At 71.4% G+C, this 18,362-nt stretch carries 21 protein-coding genes and 1 riboswitch; of the genes, 4 read left to right on the top strand and 17 right to left on the bottom strand.

The genetic code is table 11. From position 1 onward, the window contains the following. Positions 1 to 18: 18 nt before the first annotated feature. From EXE58_RS20185 to EXE58_RS17095, 4 genes are read left to right on the top strand one after another with little or no spacing between them, the layout of a single operon-like run. Positions 19 to 459: a cellulose synthase gene (locus EXE58_RS20185; protein WP_135268972.1), complete on the top strand. Its 441-nt coding sequence runs from the start codon at positions 19 to 21 to the stop codon at positions 457 to 459. After that, positions 456 to 1,679: an amino acid deaminase/aldolase gene (locus EXE58_RS17105; protein WP_135268971.1), complete on the top strand. Its 1,224-nt coding sequence runs from the start codon at positions 456 to 458 to the stop codon at positions 1,677 to 1,679. The genes EXE58_RS20185 and EXE58_RS17105 overlap by 4 nt, the downstream gene beginning before the upstream one ends. Continuing rightward, on the top strand, positions 1,669 to 2,223 hold the full coding sequence (locus EXE58_RS17100) for an AAA family ATPase (RefSeq protein WP_135268970.1): 555 nt from the start codon (positions 1,669 to 1,671) through the stop codon (positions 2,221 to 2,223). The genes EXE58_RS17105 and EXE58_RS17100 overlap by 11 nt, the downstream gene beginning before the upstream one ends. Positions 2,224 to 2,241: 18 nt before the next feature. Beyond that, the gene (locus EXE58_RS17095) at positions 2,242 to 3,180 is read left to right on the top strand and encodes an aldose 1-epimerase family protein (RefSeq protein WP_135268969.1); all 939 of its coding nucleotides are present in this window, start codon (positions 2,242 to 2,244) and stop codon (positions 3,178 to 3,180) included. Position 3,181: 1 nt separating this feature from the next. On the opposite strand, the gene EXE58_RS17090 is transcribed toward EXE58_RS17095, so the two are convergent. From EXE58_RS17090 to metK, 17 genes are all read right to left on the bottom strand, one after another. Beyond that, entirely contained in the window at positions 3,182 to 3,559 is a 378-nt protein-coding gene (locus EXE58_RS17090) for a PH domain-containing protein (RefSeq protein WP_244242287.1), read from the bottom strand. An 80-nt stretch (positions 3,560 to 3,639) separates the two neighbouring features. Then, complete coding sequence (hisG, locus tag EXE58_RS17085; RefSeq protein WP_135268967.1) at positions 3,640 to 4,485, bottom strand: ATP phosphoribosyltransferase; 846 nt, start codon at positions 4,483 to 4,485, stop codon at positions 3,640 to 3,642. A gap of 8 nt (positions 4,486 to 4,493) precedes the next feature. Then, entirely contained in the window at positions 4,494 to 4,757 is a 264-nt protein-coding gene (locus EXE58_RS17080) for a phosphoribosyl-ATP diphosphatase (RefSeq protein ID WP_135268966.1), read from the bottom strand. An 11-nt stretch (positions 4,758 to 4,768) separates the two neighbouring features. Next, positions 4,769 to 5,254: a 6,7-dimethyl-8-ribityllumazine synthase gene (gene ribH / locus EXE58_RS17075; protein WP_135268965.1), complete on the bottom strand. Its 486-nt coding sequence runs from the start codon at positions 5,252 to 5,254 to the stop codon at positions 4,769 to 4,771. Further along, the gene (locus tag EXE58_RS17070) at positions 5,251 to 6,504 is read right to left on the bottom strand and encodes a bifunctional 3,4-dihydroxy-2-butanone-4-phosphate synthase/GTP cyclohydrolase II (RefSeq protein ID WP_135268964.1); all 1,254 of its coding nucleotides are present in this window, start codon (positions 6,502 to 6,504) and stop codon (positions 5,251 to 5,253) included. The genes ribH and EXE58_RS17070 overlap by 4 nt, the downstream gene beginning before the upstream one ends. Further along, positions 6,501 to 7,193: a nicotinamide riboside transporter PnuC gene (pnuC, locus tag EXE58_RS17065; protein ID WP_135268963.1), complete on the bottom strand. Its 693-nt coding sequence runs from the start codon at positions 7,191 to 7,193 to the stop codon at positions 6,501 to 6,503. The genes EXE58_RS17070 and pnuC overlap by 4 nt, the downstream gene beginning before the upstream one ends. Next, positions 7,190 to 7,798, bottom strand: a complete 609-nt coding sequence (locus EXE58_RS17060; RefSeq protein WP_135268962.1) for a riboflavin synthase — start codon at positions 7,796 to 7,798, stop codon at positions 7,190 to 7,192. The genes pnuC and EXE58_RS17060 overlap by 4 nt, the downstream gene beginning before the upstream one ends. Continuing rightward, positions 7,798 to 8,832: a bifunctional diaminohydroxyphosphoribosylaminopyrimidine deaminase/5-amino-6-(5-phosphoribosylamino)uracil reductase RibD gene (gene ribD, locus EXE58_RS17055; protein WP_244242286.1), complete on the bottom strand. Its 1,035-nt coding sequence runs from the start codon at positions 8,830 to 8,832 to the stop codon at positions 7,798 to 7,800. Before ribD ends, EXE58_RS17060 begins: the two co-directional genes overlap by 1 nt. Before the next feature lie 66 nt (positions 8,833 to 8,898). Then, positions 8,899 to 9,028, bottom strand: a riboswitch (FMN riboswitch). 100 nt (positions 9,029 to 9,128) lie between these two features. Next, the gene (gene rpe / locus EXE58_RS17050) at positions 9,129 to 9,785 is read right to left on the bottom strand and encodes a ribulose-phosphate 3-epimerase (protein ID WP_135268961.1); all 657 of its coding nucleotides are present in this window, start codon (positions 9,783 to 9,785) and stop codon (positions 9,129 to 9,131) included. A gap of 11 nt (positions 9,786 to 9,796) precedes the next feature. Further along, positions 9,797 to 10,768, bottom strand: a complete 972-nt coding sequence (ligD, locus tag EXE58_RS17045) for a non-homologous end-joining DNA ligase (protein ID WP_135268960.1) — start codon at positions 10,766 to 10,768, stop codon at positions 9,797 to 9,799. Positions 10,769 to 10,777: 9 nt separating this feature from the next. Next, entirely contained in the window at positions 10,778 to 11,740 is a 963-nt protein-coding gene (locus tag EXE58_RS17040) for a hypothetical protein (protein ID WP_135268959.1), read from the bottom strand. 108 nt (positions 11,741 to 11,848) lie between these two features. Then, entirely contained in the window at positions 11,849 to 13,162 is a 1,314-nt protein-coding gene (locus EXE58_RS17035; RefSeq protein WP_135268958.1) for an RsmB/NOP family class I SAM-dependent RNA methyltransferase, read from the bottom strand. Further along, a complete protein-coding gene (locus EXE58_RS17030; protein ID WP_135268957.1) occupies positions 13,155 to 13,571 on the bottom strand; it encodes an MmcQ/YjbR family DNA-binding protein in 417 nt (138 codons plus the stop codon). Before EXE58_RS17030 ends, EXE58_RS17035 begins: the two co-directional genes overlap by 8 nt. 8 nt (positions 13,572 to 13,579) lie before the next feature. Next, a complete protein-coding gene (fmt, locus tag EXE58_RS17025; protein ID WP_135268956.1) occupies positions 13,580 to 14,506 on the bottom strand; it encodes a methionyl-tRNA formyltransferase in 927 nt (308 codons plus the stop codon). Then, positions 14,506 to 15,051 carry a peptide deformylase gene (gene def, locus EXE58_RS17020; RefSeq protein ID WP_135268955.1) on the bottom strand — a complete coding sequence of 182 codons (546 nt, stop codon included), beginning with the start codon at positions 15,049 to 15,051 and terminating at the stop codon, positions 14,506 to 14,508. The genes fmt and def overlap by 1 nt, the downstream gene beginning before the upstream one ends. A gap of 26 nt (positions 15,052 to 15,077) precedes the next feature. Further along, positions 15,078 to 17,093 carry a primosomal protein N' gene (locus tag EXE58_RS17015; protein WP_167288982.1) on the bottom strand — a complete coding sequence of 672 codons (2,016 nt, stop codon included), beginning with the start codon at positions 17,091 to 17,093 and terminating at the stop codon, positions 15,078 to 15,080. A 39-nt stretch (positions 17,094 to 17,132) separates the two neighbouring features. Next, positions 17,133 to 18,335, bottom strand: a complete 1,203-nt coding sequence (gene metK, locus EXE58_RS17010) for a methionine adenosyltransferase (protein WP_135269667.1) — start codon at positions 18,333 to 18,335, stop codon at positions 17,133 to 17,135. Between the last annotated feature and the right edge of the window lie 27 nt (positions 18,336 to 18,362).

Below are 18,362 nucleotides of genomic sequence, written 5' to 3'. Positions count from 1 at the left end.
CTGTGGAATCGTAGAGGCGTGGACGAGGCAACCTGGGCGGCACTCGCCGCGGCACTGACAGTGGCCGGAGCGATCTGGACCTGGGTCGCGTTCCGAAGGCGGGGCGTGGCGAACGGCCTCCGCGCGCTCGGCTTCACCCTGCTCCCGGTGGCCGCTTGGCTCACCGGCACGCTGGAGCTCGTGACCGAGGTCAGCGGCTCCGTCGCCGACTGGGCGACCGGTCTGGTCTTCAACCCGTTCACCTGGGCGGGGATCGGTCTGGCGGGGCTCTCCATGGTTCTCCTGGTGATCAGCGGGATCATGCGCGACCGCCAGCTCGCCCGGGGGCAGAAGGCCACCGGAGAGGTGGCGGGCGGACGTCGTGCCGAGCTGCCGCGAGCGTCGGGCCCCGCCAGCCCGCCGGTGGACGACGACCTGGCCGAGATCGAGGCGCTGCTGAAGAAGCGCGGCATCTCGTGACCGCCGGTTTCGTCGAGCGCAACCGCCTCTGGACCCGTCTCGGCACCGCAGTCGAGAGTCACCCGCGGCCCCTGTCGACCCCCATCGCGGTGGTGGACCTCGACGCGTTCGACGCCAACGCCGCCGACCTGGCACGGCGCGCCGGCGGCAAGCCGGTCCGCGTGGCGTCGAAGTCGCTACGCGTCCCGGGGCTGATCACTCGGGCCCTCGCGCACGAGGGCTTCTCCGGTGTCCTGGCCTACACGCTCGCCGAGGCCCTGTGGCTCCATGAGCAGGGGATCTGTGACGACGTCGTGGTTGCCTACCCGAGCGTCGACCAGGGAGCACTGGCCTGCCTGGTCGAGTCGCCCGCCGCGGCCCGGGCGATCACCCTGATGGTCGACGACCTCGCCCACCTGGACGCGGTGGATGCCGCTCGTCGTTCCGGCCCGGACGACGTCGAGGTCAGGGTTGCGCTCGACCTCGACGCGGGACTGCGCGTGGGCGGCCAGCACGTCGGCCCGAAGCGATCGCCCCTCTTCGACACCGCCGACGTCCTAGGGCTGGCGAGGGCCGTCCTGGATCGCCCAGGGTTCCGGCTGGTCGGGGTCATGACGTACGAGGGTCAGGTCGCGGGGGTCCCCGACGACGTCCCCTCGCAACGCGCGAAGTCGCTCGTGGTGCGCCGACTCAAGGCCGCGTCGATGCGCCAGCTGGACGTGCGCCGTCGAGAGCTGTCCGACGCCCTCAGCCGGCTGGTGGACCTCGAGTTCTGGAACGCGGGCGGCTCCGGCTCTGTCGAGGCCAGCGCGGCCGACGGCGCAGTCACCGAGATCGCCGCCGGCTCGGGGCTGCTGGTGCCTGGGCTCTTCGACCACTACCAGTCCTTCGAGCCACGCCCGGCAGCGTTCTTCGGGTTGCGGGTCAGCCGCAAGCCCGCGCCGGGCATCGCCACCGTGCACGGGGGCGGCCTGATCGCCAGTGGGCCCGTGGGCACAGACCGCGCCCCGGCGCCCTGGGCCCCGCCCGGGCTGCACCTCACCGGTCTCGAAGGTGCCGGTGAGGTCCAGACCCCCCTCACCGGACACCGGGCTGGCCTGCTCCGCATCGGCGACCTGGTGTGGTTCCGGCACGCCAAGTCGGGCGAGCTCTTCGAGCACGTGCGAGATGTGCACCTGGTGCGCGGGGAGGCGATCGTCGAGACGGCGCCCTCCTACCGGGGCTGCGGTCTTGCGTTCTGACGTCTCCGACCTCGCTGCCGAGGTTCTCGCCCTGACCCTCTCGCGACCGCCCACCCTGGGTGCGGCACGCCTGCTGTGCATCGACGGCTTCGCCGGCACGGGCAAGACGACCCTCGCTGCCGAGGTGCTCCGACTCGGCGGCGGGCACGTGCTGCACCTGGACGACTTCTATCCGGGCTGGCGCGGCCTGGACGAGGTCGGCGCGCAGGTCGAGCCCATGCTCGGCGACCTCGCCGCAGGCATCCCTGGCCACTACCGGCGCTGGGACTGGGACCGCGACGCCTTCGTGGAGGACGTGACGGTCGAGCCGGTGGACCTGCTGGTGCTCGAGGGCGTCGGCTCGGGGCAGGGGGCGTGGGCCCACCTGATCACCGCGCTCGTCTGGCTCCGAGCCCCGCAGGCGGTGCGCCTGCAACGAGGTCTCGAGCGCGACGGAGCCGCTGTCCGCGACCAGTGGATCCAGTGGCAGGACGACGAGCGAGCCCTCCTCGCGCGGGAGCACACCGACCAGCGAGCGGACGTGGTGGTCGACACCAGCGGCTGAGCCGGGCAGCCTGTGGCCATGACCTCGTCGGTGCGTCCCAGCGGTGACCAGTTCGAGATCACGGCCGAGGGCTACCGCGCCGTCATCACCGAGGGAGGGGCCGCGCTGCGCTCCCTCACGCACGAGGGACGAGACCTCGTCGACGGGTTCGCGGCGGACGCGATGAGCTCCGGCGGACGCGGTCAGCTGCTCATGCCCTGGCCGAACCGCGTCCGGGACGGCAGGTACTCCTTCGGCGGACGCGACCTGCAGCTCGCCCTCACGGAGCCGGCCCGGTCCAACGCGTCCCACGGTCTGGTCCGCTGGGTGGCCTGGACCCTCGAGGAGCACACGCAGTCCTCGGTGTCGCTGTCCTACCGGGTGATGGCACAGACGGGCTATCCGTGGACGGTCGACATGCACGTGCTGTACGACCTCTCGGCCGACGGCCTGCACGTCAGGCAGACAGCCACCAACCTCAGTGGCGACGAGGCTCCGTACGCCAGCGGAGCCCATCCCTACCTCCGTGTCGGCGAGCACATCGAGCACCTGGAGCTGACCGTCCCGGCACGGACCCGACTGCTGCTCGATCCCGAGCGGAAGCTTCCGACGGGGCAGGAGGCGGTGGACGGGACGTCGTACGACTTCCGCAGCGGGCGAGTCATCGGCGAGTCCGTCCTCGACGTCACGTTCGGCGACCTGGTTCGCGACGGCTCACGTGCCGATGTCGCCCTGTGCGATCCCGCGACCGGCCGCGGGGTCGGGCTCTGGGTGGACGACCGGCACCGGTGGCTGCAGGTGTTCACCCCCGAGGTGCCAGCCGGACAACCTCGCACCGGTGTCGCCGTGGAGCCCATGACGGCGCCGCCCGACGCCTTCAACTCCGGCACGGACCTGGTGGCCCTGGCACCCGCAGGGAGCGCGGGCGAAGAGCTGTCGACCGAGTGGGGCCTGCGTGCCCTCGTGGGCGACCACTGACTCAGCGGTCGATGAGGGCGCGCAGCTCACGGACGCCCCGCTGGGCCAGCTGCCCGTCGGAGCCCTGGAAGGCCATCACCGACACCGTGGTGCCGTCGGCCAGGTCGAGGGTGGCCCAGGGCGCACCGGGCGGCAGGTGCACCGCAAGGACCTGCGCCCAGTCGAGCTCGCGTCGCTTCAGGCCATTGACCACGACGAGACCGTCGGCCCGCGCCGTGGCGCGGCTGCGGCTCAGGAGCCAGCCCAGGAAAGCGGTAGCGAGCCCGAAGGCGAGCACGGTCCCGCGCTGCAGCCACGTCCACCGGTCGCGGATCGACTGGTCGAAGCCGAACCAGGCGGCCGCGCACACGACGAGCAGGAGGACCCCGAAGAAGACCACGGCGAGACGAACCCCCAGAGGCCGCCACGTGTGGGGAAGGGCCGGGGCGGGCGGGTGTGCGGGAACCGCGGGGTCGGACGTCACAGCCGGCACGCGTGGATGTCGGTGAGCAGGATGGCTCGGGCGCCGAGCGACCAGAGCTCGTCCATGAGCCTCTGCGACCCTGACCGCGGCACCATGACGCGCACGGCGACCCAGCCGGCCTTCCCGAGCGGCGAGATCGTGGGCCCTTCACGGCCAGGCACGAGGTCGGTCGCCCGCTCGAGGTTGGACTCCTCGATGTCGTAGTCCATCATCACGTAGCTGCGCGCGACCATGACGCCCTCGATGCGACGGTGGAAGATCTCGAACCCCTCGGGGCGCTCACCCTCGCGGGTGATGAGGACCGCCTCGGAATCGAGGATCACCTCGCCGAAGGTCGCCAGGCCGGCCGCTTTCAGGGTCGACCCGGTCTCGACCACGTCGGCGATCACGTCGGCGACACCGAGCTGGATGCTGGTCTCGACCGCCCCGTCCAGCCGGGTCACGGATGCCTGGATACCGCGACGGAACAGGAAGTCCTCCACCACGCCGACGTAGGAGGTCGCGATGCGCAGCCCCGCGAGCTCCTCGAGCGTCTCGTAGCGCCCGGCCGGCCCCGCGAAGTGGAACCTGGACCTGCCGAAGCCGAGCTGCATCGCCTCGGTCGCCTTGGCGCCGGAGTCGAGCAGGAGGTCCCGACCGGTGATCCCGGCGTCGAGGGTGCCCTCACCGACGTACAGGGCGATGTCACGAGGACGCAGGTAGAAGAACTCGACGTCGTTCTCGGTGTCGGAGAGCGCGAGCTCCTTGGAGTCGCTGCGCTGCCGGTAGCCGGACTCGCGGAGGATCTCCGAGGCCGACTGGGACAGCGACCCCTTGTTGGGGACGGCGATGCGGAGGGTCATTCAGGGCCTCACAGGTGGGCGTAGACGTCGTCGAGGGTCAGTCCGGTCGCGAGCATCAGCACCTGCGCGTGGTAAAGCAGCTGGCTGATCTCGAGCGCCGTGGCTTCCTTGCCCTCGTGCTCGGCTGCCATCCACGACTCGGCAGCCTCCTCGAGGAGCTTCTTGCCGATCGCATGGACACCGGCATCGAGCTGACGCACGGTGCCTGACCCCTCGGGTCGCTCCTCGGCCTTGGCGGACAGCTCGGCCCACAGCTCCTCGAACGTCTTCACAGGGGTCAAGCCTAGGGCGTGCCCGCGCGCAGGCTCGCCAGGGTCCGAGCGGTGGCGAGCGCAGCCGCCGTGGCCTCCCAGCCCTTGTCCTCGCCCGACCCGTCGAGACCGGCGCGGTCGAGCGCCTGCTCCTCGGTGTCGCAGGTGAGCACCCCGAAGCCGACCGGAACCACGTGGTCGAGGGCGACGCGGTTGAGGCCGTCGGTGGCGGCCGAGCAGACGTACTCGAAGTGCGGCGTGCCACCGCGGATGACGACGCCGAGCGCGACCAGCGCGTCGTAGGAGCCCCGGGCGAGCTCGGCGCACACGACCGGCAGCTCGAAGGTGCCGGGCACCCTCACGATCGTGAAGTCAGCGACCTGGTGGGCCGCGAGAGCACGCTCCGCACCAGCCACCAGGCCGTCCATCACCTGGTCGTGCCAGCTCGCGGCCACGACTGCCACGCGCATCCCGCTCGCGTCGAAGGGCTCGGTCGGGGGTGCTCCGGCTCCGCTCACTGGTGCAGCTCCTCTGTGGTGTCGGCGACGGACGCCGTCGCCAGGTCTGGCAGGTCATGGCCCATCCGGTCGCGCTTGGTGCGCAGGTAGGCGAGGTTGTCGTCGGTCGGTACGACGCTCAGCGCGACGCGCTCCGCCACGTGGATCCCGAAGTCCTCGAGGCTCTCCTGCTTGTCGGGATTGTTGGTCAGGAGCCTCACCGACGCCACCCCCAGGTCTCGCAGGACCTGGGTCGCGGTGCCGTAGTGGCGGGCATCGGCCGGCAGCCCGAGGTCGAGGTTGGCGTCGACGGTGTCGCGACCCCCGTCCTGGAGCTCGTAGGCCTGGAGCTTGGCGACGAGGCCGATCCCCCGCCCCTCGTGGCCCCGGAGGTAGACCACGACGCCGCGGCCCTCCTCCACGATCCGGGCCATCGCCTCCTGGAGCTGGGGTCCGCAGTCGCAGCGCTGACTGCCGAACACGTCACCGGTCAGGCACTCGGAGTGGACCCGCGTGAGGACCGGCTCCTCCCCAGAGATGTCACCGTGCACCAGCGCGACGTGCTCGCTGTCGTCGATGGTGATGCGGTAGCCCACCGCGGTGAAGACGCCGTGCGCGGTGGGCAACCTCGTCTCGGCAACCCGTGCGACATGGCGCTCGTGCCGGCGGCGGTAGCGCACCAGGTCCTCGATCGAGATCATGGCCAGGCCGTGCTCGTCAGCGAACTCCCGCAGCTCCGGAGCGCGCTTCATCGTGCCGTCGTCGTTGACGACCTCGACCAGCACTCCTGCCGGGGTCAGCCCAGCCAGGCGGGCCAGGTCGACGGCGGCCTCGGTGTGGCCGCGCCTGACCAGCACCCCGCCCTCGCGGTAGCGCAGTGGGAACACGTGTCCGGGTCGAGTGAGCTCCCACGGCTCTGTCGCCGAGTCTGCGAGCCTTCGAGCCGTGTGTGCACGGTCGGCCGCACTGATGCCGGTCGACACGCCGTCACGGGCGTCGACGGAGATCGTGTAGGCGGTACGGAGCCGGTCCTTGTTGTGGGGCGTCATGAGCGGGATCTCCAGACGCTCCAGCATGTCGCCGGGCATCGGGACGCAGATCACCCCGCTGGAGTGGCGGATGGTGAAGGCCATCAGCTCCGGCGTCGCCTTCGCCGCCGCGAAGATGATGTCGCCCTCGTTCTCGCGGTCCTCGTCGTCGACGACGATCACGGCCTTGCCGGCGGCGATGTCGGCGATCGCACGTTCCACGGAGTCGAGGCGGACGCTCACACCGTCACCTCCTCGTGGATGTCGGTGTCCCGGACCTGGTGCGTCGTCCTGCTGGCCTTCGCCCAGACGACGAAGCCCAGCACGACGAACCCGGCGTAGACGAGGTACATGACCGCTGTCGGGTAGTAGCCGGCCTGCACCAAGGTGGTGACTCCCACGACGTCGACCAGCATCCACACGATCCAGAACTCCACCCACCCACGGGCCATGCCGTAGGTCGCCAGCATCGAGCCGGCCAGGATCCACGCCTCGGTCGCAGGCCCCCACGACCCGATCTGCGTCAGCAGCGCGTAGGCGAGGACGTAGCCGACGACCCCGAGTGCGAGGAGCTGGAGCCGCTCGCCACGAGTGGCCCAGCGAGGGGCGATGGCGCCACCGTCGGAGGCGCCCCCCGAGCGCCGGGAGCTGCTCCAGCGCCACCAGCCGTAGGCGGAGACGGCGGCGAAGAAGACCTGCCGCCCGGCCTGGCCCCACAGCGGCTCGGCCACCACCCCGGAGAGCTCCCCCGAGGCGAACACCGTGAACAGCAGCGCGTTGCCGACGAGACCGACCGGCCACGCCCAGACGAAGCGCTTCATCCCCAGGATCGCGCTGGCGAGCCCGAAGAGGTTGCCGATCACCTCGGGCGCACTGAGCGTGCCCCCGGGCACGGGGATGTGGCCGTTGACCAGCCACTCGAGGAAGTTCATGCGGGATCCTTGGGGTCGTGCGCGGCGAGAAGCTTCTCGACGTGCTTGGCGATGATGTCGGCCTCGAGGTTCACCCGATCGCCGGGTCGGCGCGAGCCGAGCGTCGTACGGGCGAGGGTCTCCGGGATGAGGCTGACGGTGAAGTGGTCGGGTCCGGCCGCGACCACGGTGAGGCTGACGCCGTCGACCGTGATGGAGCCCTTGTCGACGAGGTAGCGGGACAGGTGAGGGGGGAGCGAGATCTCGACGACCTCCCAGTGCTCGCTGGGCGAACGGGAGATCACCTTGCCGACCCCGTCGACGTGGCCCTGCACGATGTGACCACCGAGCCTGGTCTGGGGGGTCACGGCTCGTTCGAGGTTGACGGTGTCGCCCGGCTGAACACCCCGCAGCGACGTCTTGTCGAGCGTCTCCTGCATGAGATCGGCGGTCCAGGTGCCGTCGCCGATCTCGGCCACCGTGAGGCAGCAGCCGTTGACGGCGATCGAGTCGCCCAGCGCCGTGCCCTCGAGCACCAGGCCGGCACGGACCGTGAGTCGGATGGCGTCGCCCTGGTCGTGCACGTGCTCGACGGTCCCGAGCTCCTCGACGATGCCGGTGAACATCACTTCCTCCTCATCGTCAGACGGATGTTGGTGTCCTCGCCCTCGTGGCCCTCGAGCACGTGGACGTCGGTGACGTGCAGGTGAACCGCGTCGGAGATCGTGGTGATCCCGAGGTCGGCGACCGCGTTCGTGCCCGATCCCAGCAGCATCGGGGCGACGTAGGCGACGACCTCGTCGACGAGGTCGGCCTGGAGGAAGGCTCGCGCCAGGGTCGGCCCGCCCTCGAGGAAGACGTGCCGGCGCTCGAGGGAGTGCAGGGTGGCCAGCGCCTCTTCGGGGTCACGCGTGCGCAGGCGCACGGTCTCGGCACGGTCGTTGAGGATGCGTCGGTCGTCAGGTAGGTCGCGCAGGCCCATCACGGCCCGCAACGGCTGCGTGGCCAGGGGCTGGTCGACCTCGTCGCGCACGGTGAGCTCGGGGTCGTCGATCGCGACGGTGCCGGACCCCACCAGCATCGTGTCGCACAGTGCACGGAGCCGGTGGGTGTCCAGGCGAGCGGCACGGCTGGACACCCACCGGCTCGTCCCGTCGGCCGCTGCGCTGCGTCCGTCGAGCGTGGTCGCGAACTTCCAGGTGACGAACGGGCGCCGGCGGGCGATGGCGAAGGTCCAGGCGCGGTTGATCTCCTGGGCGTCCTCGATCATCAGGCCGCCCTCGACCTCGATCCCTGCGGAGCGCAGGCGACCTGCCCCGCCGACCGCGACCGGGTTGGCGTCGGGCTGTGCGTAGACGACGCGGCGGACCCCGGCCCGGATGAGGGCCTCGGCACACGGGCCGGTGCGGCCGGTGTGGTTGCACGGCTCGAGCGTGACCACGGCGGTTGCGCCACGGGCGGACTCCCCCGCCTCCGCCAGGGCGTGGGCCTCGGCGTGCGGGGTGCCGGCGCCACGGTGGAAGCCCTCGGCGAGCACCGCGCCCTGGTCGTCGATGAGGACGCACCCGACGCGGGGGTTCGGACCCACGGGCACGCCGGGGGTCACGGCAAGGGCGAGGGCACGGCGCATGGCGCCCCGCTCCGCCTCGGTGAACGTCATCCTTGCCTCCGGTCCGTCGACGCGGACTCACGGGGGCCAGGACCGGACGCCCTGGCGGCGACCGGTCTGCGTGCGCTTCTCATCCGGACTATGACCGTCGGTCCAGGAGTTCCACCTGGTCAACCGGCCACTGGCTGTGGCCGGGTCGCGGACTGTGACCGCCGGTGCGGAGTTCCACCGCCCCCAGAGCACGCGTGCTCAACTGTGGGCCCAACCTTGCCACATGCCGGCGCATTCCCTCACCGGGCGTCCCACGTGATCTGGGCAACTCCCGACCACGCCCAGCTGGGCTGCTCTCAGGCCGTATCGGCGCGAGCCCGCAGCGCCCGCACCATCTCGTCGGGGTCGTCGGCCGAGTAGACCGCGGAGCCAGCGACGAAGACGTCGGCCCCTGCCTCTGCGCAGCGCTCGATGGTCTCCAGCGACACGCCGCCGTCGACCTGGAGCCACGTCTCAAGGCCGTGCTTGCGCACGAGGTCCCGGGCGCGTCGGATCTTGGGGAGCACCATGTCGAGGAACTTCTGGCCACCGAAACCGGGCTCGACGGTCATGAGGAGCAGCATGTCGAGCTCGGGCAGCAGGTCCTCGTAGGGCTCCACCGGGGTCGCGGGGCGCAGGGCCATGCTCGCGCGGGCGCCCTTGGCCCGGATCTCGCGCGCCAGACGCACCGGTGCGCGGGTCGCCTCGACGTGGAACGTCACGCTCCCCGCACCTGCCTCGACGTAGGCGGGAGCGTGGCGGTCGCAGTCCTCGATCATGAGGTGCACGTCCAGGGGCACGTGCGTGGAGCGCGCCAGCGCCTCGACCATGGAGGGTCCGAACGTCAGGTTGGGCACGAAGTGGTTGTCCATCACGTCGACGTGCACCCAGTCGGCGCTCGGGATCCGAGCGACCTCCTCCCCCAGGCTGGCGAAGTCGGCATTGAGGATGGACGGCGTGATCTGGACTCCCACGGCCAGTGAGTCTAGGGCTCGGGCTCGGCCGGAGGGTCCGCGCCCTCGGCCTCGTCGCGCTTCGCCCACTCGAGCAGCGGCGCGATGTCGAAGACGTGGTCATCGATGTCAGCGTGCAGGTCACCGAGCGCTGCGAAGCGGCCCGGCACCGTGTGGAGCGTGAAGTCGTCGGGCTCGCACGCGTCGATCTCGTCCCACCGCACCGGCGCAGAGACCCGGGCGGTCTCCACGCCTCGCACCGAGTAGGCGGCCGCGATGGTGTGGTCGCGGGCGTTCTGGTTGTAGTCGACGAACAGATGGTGTGGATCCCTGTCCTTTCGCCACCACTGTGTCGTCACGTCGTCGGGAGCACGACGCTCGACCTCGCGGGCGAACGCCAGGGCGGCGCGGCGTACGTCCTTGAAGCCGTGATCAGGCTTGATCCGGACGTAGACGTGGAGACCGGACCCACCGCTGGTCTTGGGGAAGCCGACGGCTCCGAGCTCCTCCAGCACCTCCTCGGCGACGCGCGCCACGCGCCGGACCTGTGCCCAGTCGGAGAGCGGGCCGGGGTCGAGGTCGATGCGCCACTCGTCGGGGGACTCGGTGTCGCCGCGTCGGCTGTTCCACGGGTGGAACTCCACCGTGGACATCTGGACCGCCCAGATGACGTGGGCGAGCTCGGTCACGCACAGCTCGTCGGCAGTGCGGTTCCAGCGCGGGAAGTGGAGCTGCACCGTCTCGATCCACGGCGGTGCCCCCTGAGGGATTCGCTTCTGGTGCACCTTGTCGCCCGCCAGGCCCTTGGGGAACCGGTGCAGCATGCAGGGACGCTCGAACAGTGCGTTGACGATGCCCTCGCCGACGGAGAGGTAGTAGTGGACGAGGTCGAGCTTGGTGATGCCCGCTGGCGCGACGGTGCTGGGGGGAAAGTAGACCCGGTCGGGGTTGGTCACCTTGACGACCCTGTCGTCCACGTCGATCTCGGTGAACGGAGAGGCCATGGGGGCAGACTACTGACCGGTGGCTCCTGGTCCCGGTGCCGTGGGCTCGACCAGGACGGGGTCGGACCAGCCCTCGTCGGCGTACTGCGTCTCGGGACGGTGCCAGCGCACCTCGGTCGGCCCGGTCACCACGAGCTCGGCGCGGGTTCGTCCGTCCTCGTCGGCGAGGCGCGGCTCCCCCACTCGCTGCCACGCGCCGCCGGGGCTGCGCGTCTCGAGCACGAGCGGGTCACCGGTCAGACGGCCTCCCGCGTCCCTGGACGAGCCCGAGACCACGACCGTCTCCCCCTCGGGGACCTTGCCCGAGACCTCGGTCGTGGTGGTCAGGGGCACTCCCTCGAAGTCGAGCGTCCCGCCGGCACCGTGGACCGCGTCGATGTTGAAGCCCTGACCGTCGCACCCGAAGCCGTGGACGACGTAGCCCGGTCCGTCACCGTGGGACGCGGCGAACTCGGCAGGCGTGGCCGATCCAGCCCGGCCGACCTGGTGATGGGTGGACAGCTCGACGAGCGTCCACTCATAGCTCACCTCTGCGGCTCGGACCTGGTGCCAGCCCGCAGCGGGGACGGTGAGCGACGCGCGACCGTGCCAGGCGGTGCCCGGCAGAGCGTCGGGCGTGACGACCCAGGCGTAGGAGACCCCGCTGGTCCCCGTGCCGGACGACACCGAGACAGCCGCGTCGACCTCGGAGAGGGAGGAGAACCCGAGGAACGGCCCGCTGGCGGATCCCGGGCCGGCAGGGACCAGGCCGAGGGACCGCTTCCCGAGAGGAGCGACGCCGGGCCCGAGGTTGAGACGGGTCTGAGGGGCGGCAGCAGGCGCCCTGAAGGATTCACAGCCCACATAGGTGATGAAGGCGCCGTCGCCGGCAGTGCCGGGTCCGCTGCGAGTGAGCGTGTCGCCGGCAGAGGCTGCCGGAGCAAGAGCAAGGACCGTCACAGCCGCGACGGCGTTGGTCAGCAAGGTGCGCACGTGTCTCGTCTCCCCGTGGTCGTGAGGTTCCGATACCCCGCGACCGAACCCATCATGCGCCCAAATCCCGTCCGGCGGAACAGTTGCCGCGGCACTAGTTCGCCGGCGTCAGGAGCGACGTCGCAGAGTCGCGGCGAACATCGCGTCCGTCCCGTCGCGGTGGGGCCAGAGCATCATCCGGTCGAGCTCCTCGAGGTCGCCGCGGCCCGCGAGCACCGCATCGAGCACCTCGACAGTCTCCGCGAGGACGGGCGAGCAGGTCGCGTAGACCATCACCCCGCCCGGCCTGAGCGACTCGGCCCCGGCGTCGAGGAGCGCCCGCTGGAGCGGCACCAGCTCGTCGAGGTCGCCCGGAGACCTGCGCCACCGCGACTCGGGCCGACGCCGCAGTGCGCCCAGGCCCGAGCACGGAGCGTCCACCAGGACCCTGTCGAAGGTCCCCGGGACCCACGAGGGGCGGGTGCCGTCGCCGGTGACCACCCGGTAGGCCTGCGGCGGGACCGCGCGCAGGGCGTTCGCCACCAGGGCGGCGCGGTGCGGCTGACGTTCGTGGGCCACGACGGTGGCGTTCCTGCCCGCGGCCAGGGACGCGAGCAACGCCGCCTTGCCACCGGGCCCGGCGCACAGGTCGAGCCAGCGCTCGTCGCGACCGGCCAACGGCGCATCGGCGACGGCGAGGGCGACCAGCTGCGATCCCTCGTCCTGCACCCCCGCGCGCCCCTCGGCCACCGCGGGGATGGCCGCGGGGTCGCCACCGCTCAGCGAGACGGCGTACGGCGACCTGCCGGACGCGGTGCCCCCGGCCGCGACGAGCTCCTCTGTCGTGGACAACCCTGGTCGGGCCACCAGGGTCACTCCGGGAGCGTCGTTGTCTGCCATCAGGAGCGTCTCGAGCTCGGCGGGCCGGTCGAGCGCCTGCGCCAGCGCCTCGACCACCCAGCGGGGATGGGAGTGACGCACCGCGAGGTGCCCCAGGAGATCGTCGGCCCGGTCCGGTGAGACGCGGCGCCTCCACTCCTCGATGTCGCCCTCTGTGACCTTGCGGAGCACTGCGTTGACGAGACCGGCAGGGCCCTGGCCGACACGCGCGCGGGTGAGGTCGACGCTCGTGGAGATCGCAGCATGGTCGGGGACCCTCATGGAGAGCAGCTGGTGGACGCCGAGGCGCAGGACGTCGCGGACCTTGGCCTCGAGCCGGGGCCTGGTCAGGCATGCGTCGATCACCTCGTCGTAGAGCCCCTGCATCCGGAGGGTGCCGGACGCCAGCTCGGTCGCGAACGCCGCGTCCCGCTCGCGCAGCCCGTGCTGGCGGAGCACCTGTGGCAGCACGAGGTTGGCGTAGGCATCGTCCACCCTGACCGCTCGCAGGACGTCATGGGCAGCCAACCGGGCGGGGTCGACCCGGGGTCGGCGATCAGCCATCGGCGAAGAACTCCTTCACCACGCGCTTGGGGGCCCGGTGTGCCCAGGCATCGGTGATGATCTCCGCCAGCTCCTCCCGAGTGATCTCCCCCAACCGGGACTGCTGCACCAGGACGCCGGGGTGGTTGCGGAAGTGGTCGATGTCGAAGAACGGGTTGCCGGGGTCGTCGACGATCGCCGCCTTGTCAGCCATCGAGGGGAGATGGATGACCACGAGGTCGTCGTACATCTCGCCGGTCACGGGGTCGACCGCCGTCTTGTGCGGGTGTCGGTAGAGGAGGAACCCCTTGCCCTTCTCACCGCGAGGAACCTTCCACGTCGGACGGTCGCCCCAGGACACGCCGAGCTCGGTCTCGGGCAGCCCGGCGCAGATCTCGTCGATGTCCTCGGGGCGCGCTGGCCTGCTCACCGGAGACCCTAGTCCCCGAGCCGGGCACCGGACGCGAGCCGGACGCCCCGGGCCCAGTCGGCGGCGGGCATCTCCTTCTTGCCGAAGGCCTTCACCCGCCCCAGCTCGACGGGGGCGGTGGCCGTGCCGACGTGGACAGCGTTCTTGGTGACCTCGAGCACGCCGGGGTCGATCGGCTCGCGGTCGGACACGCGGACCGGGCCCAGCTTGACCCGCTCGCCCGCGTGGGTCGTCCAGGCGCCGGGGGCGGGGGTGCAGGCGCGGACCTGCCGATCGATCGCGACGGCGGGCTGCGACCAGTCGACCCGCGCGTCCTCGACGAGGATCTTCGGGGCCAGGCTCACGCCCTCCCCGGGTTGCTCGCGCGCCTCGAGTGATCCGGCCTCGATGCCGTCGAGGGTCTGCACCAGGAGGCCGGCGCCGCCCTCGGCGAGCCGGGACAGCAGGTCACCTGCGGTGTCGTCGGCTCGCACCCGCTCGGTCATCACCCCGAACGTCGGGCCGGCGTCGAGCTCCTTGACGATCCTGAAGGTCGTCGCGCCCGTCACCTCGTCACCAGCCCAGAGAGAGTGCTGGACCGGGGCCGCACCCCTCCATGCCGGCAGCACCGAGAAGTGGAGGTTGATCCAGCCGTGGACCGGGATCTCGAGCGCGGACTGGGGCAGCAGCGCTCCGTAGGCAACCACAGGACAGGCATCCGGGGTCAGGCTGCGGAGCACCGCCTGGAACTCGGTGTCGCGCGGGTGCTGGGGCTTGAGCACCTGCACCCCGAGCTCCTCTGCGCGCTGGGCCACGGGGCTGGCCACCAGCCGGCGACCTCGACCGCTGGGAGCATCAGGCCTCGTGACCACGCCGACCAGCTCGTGCCGGCTGGCAGCGACCGCGTCGAGGGCCGGGAGTGCCACCTCGGGGGTGCCCGCGAAGACTACGCGCATCAGCGACCCCGCCCGAAGGTGGGGTGCGGGCTGACCCGCACCGTGGGCTGCTCGAGGCCGAACCACTCGGACTCGCGGATCTCCCTCATGGCGGCCTTCCGAGCCTCGGTGTCGAGCTTGTCGATGAACAGGATCCCGTCGAGGTGGTCGGTCTCGTGCTGGAGCGCGCGGGCCAGCAGCTCCGAGGCCTCGATGCGCAGCGGCTCGCCGTGCATGTCGAAGCCGGTGGCGACCACGGAGAGCGCCCGCAGGCAGTCGTAGGTCACCTCAGGGAGCGAGAGACACCCCTCCAGACCGTCCTGGGTCTCGTCGGAGAGCTCGAGGACAGGATTGACCAGGTGGCCCGTCTCACCCTCCACGTGCCAGGTGAACACCCGGAGCCCCACCCCTATCTGTGGAGCTGCCAGTCCGGCTCCCGGAGCGGCGAGCATCGTGTCGGTGAGGTCCTGGACCAGGGTGCGGATCTCCTTGTCGAAGTCGTCGACCTCGATCGCGCGCTGGCGCAGGATCGGGTCACCGAAGAGACGGATGGGCTGGACGGCCATGGTGGAAGTCTAGGGAGGAGGTCTCGTCACAGGGTCGGCGGATCGACCTGCACACGCACCGGATCGAGCTTGCGTGCGCTGCGGAGGCGCTGCAGTTCACCCAGCGCGTCGGAGAGCGCCGGACCCGAGGCTGCAGGAACACGCACGACCACACGTTGGAGGTCGGCCGAGACCACGACGGGACCGAGGACCTCGGCGTGGTCAGGCAGGCTCGCCAGCGTGAGCGCGTCGTCGAGCGCCCCGGGCTCGCCGGTGATCGTCGCGATCCGAGCCGCCGGCGGGAGGTGTGCCTCGACCCGCTCGGCCCACTCCCGAGCCGCCAGACCGGCGGGGTCCCAGCGCACCAGGGCCTGCAGTGCCGGGGACGCGGGATCCCCGACTGCCACGACGCGCCCACCGGGCCGGACGAGGCCTGCGGCACCCATCCACCGCCTCAGGGCTTCCTCGGCGACGCGCAGGTCGTCCCTGCCGAGGGTGATCCAGGTGTCGAGGAGGACGACCGCGCAGTAGCCACCCTCAGCGACAGGCTCGGCCCCGACGGTGGCGACGACGATCGCCGGCTTGTCGGCCACGCACTCGAGGATGCGCTCTCCACTGGAGCTGCGCACCGTCGTCCCCGGGAAGGACCGACCCAGCTCCTCTGCCGTCCGCGCCTCACCGAGGACCGGGGCACGAAGACCGCGGTGTCCGCACTCGGGGCACGACCAGGAGGCGGCAGCCTGGCCACACCAGCGGCACTGTGGCGGACTCGTGGGGCCGGCGAGCCGCAGCGGCCCAGAGCAGGCTCCGCAACGCGCAGGGGTGCGGCACCGCTCGCAGGCCAGGGAGGCGGCATAGCCGGCTCGTGGGGTCTGCACGAGCACGGGGCCGTCAGCGACGCCCTCGCGGATCGCCTCGAGTGCCAGCCGCGGGAGCCGGGTGCCGACTGCGCGGTCCTCGCCCGGGACGACGTCCACCCTGGCCCTGCGGCGCACAGCGGCGCGGGGGGCCACCAGGTGGTGGGCCCACCCCCGGGTGAGGAGGTGGTGGGCCTCGACGGTGCAGGCGAAACCGGCGACGAGAGCGGCCGCACCCTGCTGCTCGGCGCGCATGAGCAGCACGTCCCGCGCGTGGGGATAGGGAGCACGCGGCTCGGCATGGAGGTCGTCGCCGTCGTCCCAGACCACGACCAGACCCAGGTCACGGACCGGAGCGAACACGGATGCTCGCGTCCCCACGACGACCTTGCGGGCACCGCGCGAGATCGACAGGAACTCGCCGTAGCGGGCCGCCGGACCACTCTCGGCCGTCAGGACCGCGTGCTGGCCCGCTCCCAGTGTCGCCGTCAGCGCTGCATCCACGCGGGTCACGTCGCGCTGGTCGGGAACGCACACGAGCGAACCCCGTCCCCCTGCCAGCGTGGAGGCCACGGCCGCGGCCACCATCGACGGCCAGTCGTCACCCGGAGCAGCGGTCCACACGGCTCGAGGCGCGTCACCTGCCCGGAGTCGACCGAGGAACGCCTCCGCGTGGGGCACCTCCCCCCAGGACTGGATCTCGACCGGTCGGGTCGCCACCGGGGACGGCGCAGAGGGCACCTTCTCGGCGGCGGCGTGGCGCGGCGGCACCGCCAGCCTGAGGACGTCGGACCTGGTCCCTGCCCACCGTCGGGCGACCAGTGCGCTGAGCTCGGCGATCTCCGGCGCCAGCACGGGCTCGGAGCTGACCACCCGGCGCAACGGCTGCAGGCGTCCCGTGTGGTCGCTTCCGGCTGCTCGCGCGAGGACGTAGCCATCGACGTCCTGGCCGGCGAAGCGCACCTTGACGCGCGCTCCGGGCACTGCGGTGTCGGCCATGCGCACCGGGACGGCATAGTCGAAGGGCCGGTCGAGATGGGCGAGCGGGACGTCGATGAGCACGCGTGCCACGGGGTCGAGCTCGGCCGGCTCCCAGGAAGCAGCGTTGCGCCGTCGGGTCTCGGCCGCCTTGGCCTTGGCATCTCCCACCGCAGCACGAAGCCCCGGCAGCATCTCTGCGTCCGGGGCCTCGCGTGGACTGCTCATGCGCAGAAGTCAACCAGCGCGTGCTGACAGCGCAGGAGGTCAGGCTCCCGCAGCCGCCCGCAGCTTCTCGGCGCGGTCGGTGCCCTCCCAGGTGAACTCGGGCAGCTCCCGACCGAAGTGGCCGTAGGCCGAGGTCTTGGCGTAGATCGGCCGCAGCAGGTCCAGGTCACGGATGATCGCGGCGGGGCGCAGGTCGAACACCTCGAGCACCGCACGCTGGATGGCCTCGTCGTCCACGACACCGGTCCCGAAGGTCTGGATGAAGACGCCGACCGGCGCGGCCTTGCCGATGGCGTAGGCGACCTGCGCCTCGCACCGCCGGGCCAGTCCCGCTGCCACGACGTTCTTCGCGACCCAACGCATCGCGTAGGCGGCTGAACGGTCCACCTTGGACGGGTCCTTGCCCGAGAAGGCGCCGCCGCCGTGGCGGGCCATGCCGCCGTAGGTGTCGACGATGATCTTGCGGCCGGTCAGCCCGGCGTCGCCCATGGGCCCGCCGACGACGAACTTCCCGGTGGGGTTGACCAGGACTCGGTGGTCGTCGGAAGGAATGTCGAAGGTGGCGAGCACGGGGTCGATCACGTGCTCCACGATGTCGCGCTCCAGCTGTGCGTGCTCGACGTCCTCGGCGTGCTGCGTGGAGAGCACGACGGTGTCGACCCTGACCGGGCGGTCCTCGACGTCGTACTCGATCGTGACCTGGGTCTTGCCGTCAGGACGTAGGTAGGCGAGCGTGCCGTCCTTGCGGACCTCGGTCAGCCGCTGGGCCAGTCGCTGGGCGATCATCACGGGCAGCGGCATCAGCTCGGGGGTGTCGTCGCAGGCGTAGCCGAACATCAGCCCCTGGTCGCCGGCTCCTCGCCTGTCGAGGTCGTCCTCGGAGGAGTCGAGGCGTGCCTCGATGCCCTGGTCGACGCCGGCGGCGATGTCCACCGACTGCGCGCCGATCGCCACCTGGACACCGCACGTGGTGCCGTCGAAGCCCTTGTCGGAGGAGTCGTAGCCGATGTCGAGGATGGCCTTGCGCACGAGGTCCGCCACCGGTGCGTAGGCGTTGGTGCGGACCTCGCCGGCCACCACGACGAGACCTGTGGTGAGCAGCGTCTCGACCGCGACCCGGAGGTTCTCGGTGTCGGTGTCGTGCTCCATCAGGTAGTCGAGGACCGTGTCGCTGATGCGGTCAGCGATCTTGTCCGGGTGACCCTCGGTCACGGACTCCGAGGTGAAGAGGCGTCCAGCCACGTCGGTACTCACTTCTTTCCATCGTTG

It is taken from the genome of Nocardioides seonyuensis (assembly GCF_004683965.1).
Classification (GTDB): domain Bacteria; phylum Actinomycetota; class Actinomycetes; order Propionibacteriales; family Nocardioidaceae; genus Nocardioides; species Nocardioides seonyuensis.
Note: the sequence above shows the minus strand (reverse complement) of the source record. Positions and strands in the feature narration are given on the sequence as shown.

Excerpts from the sequence above, each read along its gene's own strand:
- EXE58_RS17035 (WP_135268958.1), bottom strand. The coding sequence starts at position 13,162 with ATGGCTGATCGCCGACCCCGGGTCGACCCCGCCCGGTTGGCTGCCCAT.
- EXE58_RS17015 (WP_167288982.1), bottom strand. The coding sequence starts at position 17,093 with ATGAGCAGTCCACGCGAGGCCCCGGACGCAGAGATGCTGCCGGGGCTT.
- EXE58_RS17060 (WP_135268962.1), bottom strand. The coding sequence starts at position 7,798 with ATGTTCACCGGCATCGTCGAGGAGCTCGGGACCGTCGAGCACGTGCAC.
- def (WP_135268955.1), bottom strand. The coding sequence starts at position 15,051 with ATGGCCGTCCAGCCCATCCGTCTCTTCGGTGACCCGATCCTGCGCCAG.
- fmt (WP_135268956.1), bottom strand. The coding sequence starts at position 14,506 with ATGCGCGTAGTCTTCGCGGGCACCCCCGAGGTGGCACTCCCGGCCCTC.
- hisG (WP_135268967.1), bottom strand. The coding sequence starts at position 4,485 with ATGACCCTCCGCATCGCCGTCCCCAACAAGGGGTCGCTGTCCCAGTCG.
- ligD (WP_135268960.1), bottom strand. The coding sequence starts at position 10,768 with ATGGCCTCTCCGTTCACCGAGATCGACGTGGACGACAGGGTCGTCAAG.
- pnuC (WP_135268963.1), bottom strand. The coding sequence starts at position 7,193 with ATGAACTTCCTCGAGTGGCTGGTCAACGGCCACATCCCCGTGCCCGGG.
- EXE58_RS17095 (WP_135268969.1), top strand. The coding sequence starts at position 2,242 with ATGACCTCGTCGGTGCGTCCCAGCGGTGACCAGTTCGAGATCACGGCC.
- ribD (WP_244242286.1), bottom strand. The coding sequence starts at position 8,832 with ATGACGTTCACCGAGGCGGAGCGGGGCGCCATGCGCCGTGCCCTCGCC.